The organism is Gemmatimonadales bacterium (genome assembly GCA_035502185.1).
Classification (GTDB): domain Bacteria; phylum Gemmatimonadota; class Gemmatimonadetes; order Gemmatimonadales; family JACORV01; genus Fen-1245.
Genome location: DATJUT010000048.1, coordinates 45,928 through 52,700 on the forward strand (window position 1 = coordinate 45,928; position 6,773 = coordinate 52,700).

Here is a 6,773-nt window from a genome sequence, read left to right on the forward strand (position 1 = left end):
GGATGGGGCAGCCCGGGTTCGGGTTGAGGTAATGACTGGGCCCGGCTAGGTTTCGGCCCGCGCGGGGCTGTAGCTCAGCTGGGAGAGCGCCTGGATCGCACCCAGGAGGTCAGGGGTTCGAGCCCCCTCAGCTCCACTGCGTTGGTTGTGGTTCTTGTCTTTCTGGCAACTTGCCGTCTGGCAACTCGCAACCAGCTCTTTGCCCCTTGGTGTAATTGGCAACACGCCTGACTCTGGATCAGGAGAGTCCTGGTTCGATCCCAGGAGGGGCAACTCGGAAGCGCGGCACTACGATGAGTGGTGTCGCGCTTCGCCGTCATGACGATGGCGAGCGTGGGAACTGGCACCCGCTACGTCTTCACTTGGGGCCGACTGCGGCTGGTCAGACCCTCGACATCTGAAGCAGCTTCTTCCACTGCGCGCCGGTCGCCGGGACGACCGACAGCCGCGGCATCCTGACCAGCGCCAGGTCCTTCAGTGCCGGCTCCTTCCGGATCTCGCCGAGCGTGACCGCGCGCGGCAACGCCTTCCCCGCCTCGATGTCCACCACCGCGAGCCTCGCGTCCTCGGGGTCGGGGTAAGGCGCGGAGGCCACCGTGGCCAGGCCGACCACGGCCTTCTCGTCGCCGGTGTGGTAGATCATCAACTCGTCGCCCCGCTGCATGGCCCGGATGTTCTTGAGCGCCACCGGATTGGTGACGCCGTCCCAGCGCGCGGACTTCTCCCTGACCAGGCGGTCGAAGGCGTACGCCGAAGGCTCGGTCTTCAGGATCCAGTGTGCCATGGTGGCGGTGCGAGACAATCTACTCGGTCCACCGGGCCGGGGGACATGCCCCGGGCGGCCGTGCACCGCGGCCTGAACAGAGCTGCGCCTCCGGACCAGGGGAGTCTGGTTCGATCGCAGGTGCCCCGGGCGACGTCCTTACGCGTTGGTGTGTTGGAACTCTGTGCGCGCGTTCCATCACCGCGACGGCCGCACGGCGTCCAGGTCGTCGCGGACTCGTTGCGGCTCCTTTTCGAGCGGCAGGTTCGCCGCGTCGTGCACGCCGTCGAGCGCACCAGGCGGATCGGCGTCGAGCGGCGCGAACAGCGCGTCGAAGTCGCTCGGCGCGTCGCCGCGAGCCGAGATCAACTCGAACGTCTTGCGAAGCGCCTTATCCGAGCCGAGGGCGTGAACCAGGACCTCGGCGATCTGGCGTCGGGCCACGGCGCCGTCGCTGGGATCGCCCGCGTGGCGCGTGTCGCCCTGCAGAAGCACGAGCTGGTGCTCGTCCGGGCCGTTGTAGTCGAACCAGCCGGGGCGCACGACCGTGTAGGGCAGGCCGCTTGCGCGCACCAGCCTCTCGGAACGCCGCTTCCAGTCGTGGCCCCCGGTCGAGCGGTTGTAGGCGCTGGCGCGGTTGGTGACGCCGATGGAGGTCATCAGCGAGATACGCGCCTTGCGCGAACCGAGCGCGTTCAGGACGTTGCGGACACCGCCATAGTCCACGCCTTCGGCTCCCGCTTTGCCGGCGCCCTCCGAGCCGTGCGTGAACACGACGGCATCCACGCCGGACACGGCGGCGGGCAGCGTCTCCGGGCGGGTGAGGTCGCCAACGACCACCTCCGCGTCGGGCGGAAGCGACCGCGCCTTGCGCTGATTGCGCACCAGGGCGCGCACGACATGGCCCCGTCGTATGGCCTCTTCGACGACGAGGCGCCCGATGCTGCCGGTCGCACCGACGACGAGCACCATCATACGGGACTTGGTCATCATCTCTCCTCGCTCTTCTCGGTTGCCGCACGGGCCACTCGCATGCCTCCTCCGGCTCAGAACGCGATCATCACCTTGATCGCCTTGCGATCGTTCATCGCCCGATACCCGTCCGGCACGCCCTCCAGGCTCGTCACCCGGTCGAACACGCGCCCCGGCTGGATGCGGCCCTCGAGCACGTCGGGCAGCAGCTCGGCGATGTAGGCGCGCACCGGCGCCGGCCCACCACTCACGGTCACGTTGTCGTAGAAGCTCTCCTGCGCCCACGGCGTCGCCCCGTAGTGCGGCACGCCGACGCGGCCGACCGCCCCGCCGGGGCGCGCGATGCGCATGGCCGTCAGCATCGCGGGCTCCGAGCCCACGCACTCGAGGACACTGTGGGCGCCCAGGCCCCGGGTCAGCTCGCGCACGCGCTCGATGGCCGCATCGCCGCGCTCGCTCACGATCTCCGTCGCGCCGAACTCGCGGGCCAGCGCGATGCGGTCGGCATGCCGCCCCAGCAGGATGACCGACTCGGCACCCAGGCGGCGGGCGGCGATGACGCCGCAGAGTCCGACCGCACCGTCGCCGATCACCGCCGCCGTCTTGCCGGGGCCCGCGCGCGCGGCTCGCGCCGCGTGGTGGCCGGTGCCCATCACGTCCGAGAGCGTGAGCAGCGACGGCATCAGACCGTCGTCCGGCCCCACCGGGAGTTTGACCAGGGTGCCGTCGGCATGCGGCGCGCGAACCGCCTCACCCTGGCCGCCGTCCTGCTCAATGCCGCCCCACCAGCCGCCGTGCAGACACGACGTCTGCAGCCCCTCCCGGCAGAACTCGCAGGTTCCGTCCGAGATGGCGAACGGCGCCACGACCACGTCGCCGCGCTTCACCGTGCGCACCTCGGCGCCGACGTCCTCCACGATGCCGACGAACTCGTGGCCCATGCGCACGCCCGTGGCGCTCGGCTCCATCTCCTTGTACGGCCAGAGGTCGCTGCCACAGATGCACGCCCGCGTCACGCGGACGAGGGCGTCGGTCGGCACCTTGATGCGGGCGTCGGGGACGTGCTCGACGCGGACGTCACCCGCACCGTACATGATGGTTGCGCGCATTCTGACCGCCCTGCTCGTTTGAACCTGGTTAGCGCCGGGCCTGCAGCCCGCGCTGGTATTCGTCGTCGCGCACCTTCTCCATCCACTCGACGGCCTTCCCGTCGAGGGCCTCCTGGATGGCGATGTGCGTCATCGCCGTCGTTGGCGAAGCCCCGTGCCAGTGCTTCTCGCCCGGCTCGAACCAGACCACGTCTCCCGGGCGGATCTCCTCGATCGGCCCGCCCGCGCGCTGGACCCAGCCGCAGCCGAAGGTGACGATGAGGACCTGGCCCAGCGGGTGCGTGTGCCACGCGGTACGCGCGCCGGGCTCGAACGTCACAGAGTTGCCGGCGCCGCGGGCCGGAGCGTGCGCCTGGAACAACGGGTCGATCCGCACGGTGCCGGTGAACCAGTCCACCGGTCCCCTCGCGGAAGGCTGCGAGCCACTGCGTGTGATTTCCATCAGAGACCCGTCCTCTTCTCCAGGTGTTCGGGATAACGCGCCCCCTGGATCGCGATCTTCGCAGCGGCGCCATCGATCTCCCGCAGATCGCCCGGCGTCAGTTCGACGTCCGCGGCGCCGATATTCTCTTCGAGCCGGGTGAGCTTCGTCGTGCCCGGGATCGGCGCAATCCACGGCTTCTGCGCGAGCAGCCAGGCCAGCGCGAGCTGCGCCGGGGTGGCGCGCTTGCGGGCGGCGAACCGCTTGAGCCACTCGACGAACGCGAGGTTCGCCTTGCGATTCTCGGCGGTGAATCGCGGCACGACGTTCCGGAAGTCCGATTTGTCGAACGTCGTCGTTTCGTCGATCTTGCCGGTCAGGTAGCCCTTGCCGAGCGGGCTGAACGGCACGAAGCCGATGCCCAGCTCCTCGAGGGTCGGGATGATCTCCTCTTCCGGCGTCCGCCACCACAGCGAGTACTCGCTCTGCAGGGCCGCGACCGGCTGCACGGCGTGCGCGCGGCGGATGGTCTTCGCACCGGCCTCCGACATTCCGAAGTGCCGCACCTTGCCGGCCCCGATCAGGTCCTTCACCGCACCGGCCACGTCCTCGATCGGCACGGCCGGGTCCACGCGATGCTGGTAGAACAGGTCGATCGCATCCACCTTGAGGCGCTTGAGCGAGGCGTCGGCGACCGCCTTGACATGCTCGGGACGACTGTTGGTCCCGCTCTGACCGCCGCCGGGCCCGAACTCGAAGCCGAACTTGGTCGCGATGACGACCTGGCCCTTGAACGGCGCCAGCGCTTCGCCGACCAGCTCCTCGTTGGCGTATGGTCCATACGCTTCCGCTGTGTCGAAGAAGGTCACGCCGCGCTCGACCGCCCCGCGGATGAGGGCGATCATCTCCGTCTTGTCTGCCGCCGGACCGTAGCCGTAGCTCATCCCCATGCAGCCCAGGCCAAGCGCCGAGACCTCGAGACCGCTCTTTCCCAATGTGCGCTTCTGCATCGCTCCTCCCGCTGTGGCGATTACCGAACTCACAGTACCCCGCCGCCCAATCCGCCGGGTAGCTGGCAGAATCGGCATAGGTCTGTGAATATTGTTCATAAATGGCTCGCGACGATCTCAACGTGTTGTCGGCGCTCCTCTTGGTGGCGGAGGAGCGCAGCTTCACGCGGGCGGCGAAGCGGCTGGATGTGTCGCCCTCCGCCCTGAGCCATGCGATTCGCTCGCTGGAAGAACGGGTCGGAGTACGCCTGCTTGCGCGCACGACACGCAGCGTCGCCCCGACGGAAGCAGGCGAGGAGTTCCTCGCTCGCCTTCGCCCGGCACTCGGCGACATACGGGGGGCGCTGGACCTCCTGTCGGGCCGTCGAGATCTGCCAGCGGGACGCGTGCGGCTCCTGGTGGCCCCCATCGCCGCGATGACGGTGCTCGCGCCGAAGCTCGGGCGGTTCGCGCGGGAGTACCCCGATGTCGTACTGGACGTCACGACCGACGAGAACCGCATCGATCTCGTCGCCGGACGCTTCGATGCGGGAATCCACCTCGGCGAGTTCATCGAACGGGACATGATCGCGATCCGCGTGTCCCGCGAGCTCACGCCGGCCATCGTCGGCTCGCCCGGCTACTTCAAGTCGCACCCGAAGCCGGCGTCCCCGCGCGACCTGACGAGCCACCGGTGCATCAATTTCCGACACGGATCCGGCCCCGTGTACCGCTGGGAGCTCGACAAGGAAGACGAGTCCCTCTCCGTCGCGGTCAGCGGCCCGCTCATCGTCGACGACGTCGACGTGATGCTGCGGGCGGCGGTGGACGGCGTGGGGCTCGCGTACACGACGGTGGAGCACGCCGGAGAGCAACTCGCGAGCGGGAAGCTCCTCCGGGTGCTCTCCGACTGGTGCCCACCCTTCCCGGGCTTCTACCTCTACTACCCCAGCCGGCGGCAGCTGCCGGCGGCGCTCGCGGCGCTGATCGAGACCCTGCGCCTGTAGCTGAAGCGGGGGAAGGTGGGCTGCGCCAGGTGATTGGGCGGCGGTGCCATCGCAATGCCGTGCGACCGTTGCTTCATGCCGGGCATCTTACGGGCGGGAGTTCGGTGCGTCTCCCTGCACGGAAGGGCGCAGGAGCGTGAAGCGCATCATCGCCGTTCTTGGAGTGGTGGTCGCGGCCGCCGGCGTGGTCGCGGTGCTGGCGTCGCGCGGCCGCACCGCACGCGCGCCGTCGTACCGCACCGTGCCGGTGGAGAGGGGCGACATTGCCGTCACGGTCAACTCGACAGGCACGCTGACCGCGGTGACGACGGTGAATGTCGGCGCGCAGGTCTCTGGCCAGATCATCGGGCTGTACGCCGACTTCAACAGCCGCGTGAAGAAGGGGGAATTGATCGCGCGCCTCGATCCGGGGCCGTCGGAGCTGGAGGTGCGCACCGCCGAGGCTGCGGTGCAGCGCGATGCGGCGGACTCGCTGCTGAAGGCCTTCACGCTGACGCAGGCGATCTCCCTCCACGACGCGCGGATGATGACCGACAACGATTTCGTGGCGGCGCGGACGGCCTTCGAGGCGTCGAGCGCGGGCCTGAAGGCGGCGCGCATAGGCCTGGCGCGGGCTCAACAGGACCTGGCCTACACGTACGTCTACGCGCCGATCGACGGGGTGGAGGTGGAGCGCGACGTGCAGGCGGGCCAGACGGTGGCCGCCGGCTTCGCTGCGCCTCAGCTCTTCGTGATCGCGAGCGACCTCAGGTGGATGCAGATCCTCGCGTCGGTGGACGAGGCCGACATCGGTACGATCCGCGCCGGCCAGAAGGTGCAGTTCGCGGTGACGGCGTACCCGAGCCGGACGTTCACGGGCACGGTCCAGCAGGTGCGCATCCAGAATGCGGTCAGCCAGAACGTGGTGGATTACACCGTCGTGGTCGCGGTGAGCAATCCCGACGGGGTGCTGGTGCCGGGGATGACGGCGACGGTGAACTTCGAGGTGGCCAGGGTTGCCGACGTGCTGAAGGTGGCGAACGCGGCGCTGCAGTTCGAGGCGCCCGCGTCGCTCGTGGCGCAGTACCGCCTGGCGCACCCGGGGTGGCCCGTGCCCGCGGCCGTCGCCGGCGGCAGCGGGGCGCGGCTCTGGCACCTCGACACCGCCGGCCAGCCCGCGGTGCTGGCGGTGCGCACCGGCCTCACCGACGGTCAGAGTACTGCGATCGAGGGCGCCGGGCTCAGCGCCGGGCTGCGTGCCATCGCGGGGGTGGAGTCGAGCAGCGCGACGGCGACCGGCGTCGCGAGCCCGTTCCAATCTCAGCAACAGCAGATGGGGCCGCCTCCGGGGCCGCCCCCCCCACCGCCCCCGGGAGGCCGGTGAGAGCGCTGGAGCCCCTCGCTCGGCCCGAGTCGTCGATCTCTTGGTAGGCGAGCCTTGACGCCCGTCGCCTTCAAGCTCGCGAACACCTCGAGCCCCTGCGGAAGGTCCTTTCGCGCAGGCCGGGACCAGGCCTAGAGCAGCAGGCCGAG

7 protein-coding genes and 2 tRNA genes are annotated in these 6,773 nt (G+C 69.6%); 4 read left to right on the top strand and 5 right to left on the bottom strand.

The window, feature by feature from the left end:
- Window positions 1–63 precede the first annotated feature (63 nt).
- Window positions 64–136: transfer RNA gene (locus VMF70_06505), tRNA-Ala, on the top strand.
- A gap of 64 nt (window positions 137–200) precedes the next feature.
- A tRNA-Gln gene (locus tag VMF70_06510) sits at window positions 201–273 on the top strand.
- A gap of 109 nt (window positions 274–382) precedes the next feature.
- Here VMF70_06510 and VMF70_06515 read toward each other — a convergent pair.
- The 5 genes from VMF70_06515 to VMF70_06535 all read right to left on the bottom strand — a co-directional run bounded on the left by VMF70_06515 (window position 383) and on the right by VMF70_06535 (window position 4,374).
- Complete coding sequence (locus VMF70_06515; protein HTT67663.1) at window positions 383–784, bottom strand: EVE domain-containing protein; 402 nt, start codon at window positions 782–784, stop codon at window positions 383–385.
- A 177-nt stretch (window positions 785–961) separates the two neighbouring features.
- Window positions 962–1,753, bottom strand: coding sequence for an SDR family oxidoreductase (locus tag VMF70_06520; protein HTT67664.1), 792 nt, complete (start codon window positions 1,751–1,753; stop codon window positions 962–964).
- Window positions 1,754–1,809: 56 nt separating this feature from the next.
- On the bottom strand, window positions 1,810–2,844 hold the full coding sequence (locus tag VMF70_06525; protein ID HTT67665.1) for a zinc-dependent alcohol dehydrogenase family protein: 1,035 nt from the start codon (window positions 2,842–2,844) through the stop codon (window positions 1,810–1,812).
- Between the two features lie 28 nt (window positions 2,845–2,872).
- The gene (locus tag VMF70_06530; protein HTT67666.1) at window positions 2,873–3,241 is read right to left on the bottom strand and encodes a cupin domain-containing protein; all 369 of its coding nucleotides are present in this window, start codon (window positions 3,239–3,241) and stop codon (window positions 2,873–2,875) included.
- 44 nt (window positions 3,242–3,285) lie between these two features.
- A complete protein-coding gene (locus VMF70_06535; GenBank protein HTT67667.1) occupies window positions 3,286–4,374 on the bottom strand; it encodes an aldo/keto reductase in 1,089 nt (362 codons plus the stop codon).
- Window positions 4,375–4,376: 2 nt separating this feature from the next.
- On the opposite strand from VMF70_06535, the gene VMF70_06540 reads away from it, so the two are divergent.
- Both VMF70_06540 and VMF70_06545 read left to right on the top strand, forming a co-directional pair.
- Window positions 4,377–5,261 carry a LysR family transcriptional regulator gene (locus VMF70_06540; GenBank protein HTT67668.1) on the top strand — a complete coding sequence of 295 codons (885 nt, stop codon included), beginning with the start codon at window positions 4,377–4,379 and terminating at the stop codon, window positions 5,259–5,261.
- Between the two features lie 136 nt (window positions 5,262–5,397).
- On the top strand, window positions 5,398–6,624 hold the full coding sequence (locus VMF70_06545; GenBank protein ID HTT67669.1) for an efflux RND transporter periplasmic adaptor subunit: 1,227 nt from the start codon (window positions 5,398–5,400) through the stop codon (window positions 6,622–6,624).
- Window positions 6,625–6,773: the final 149 nt, after the last annotated feature.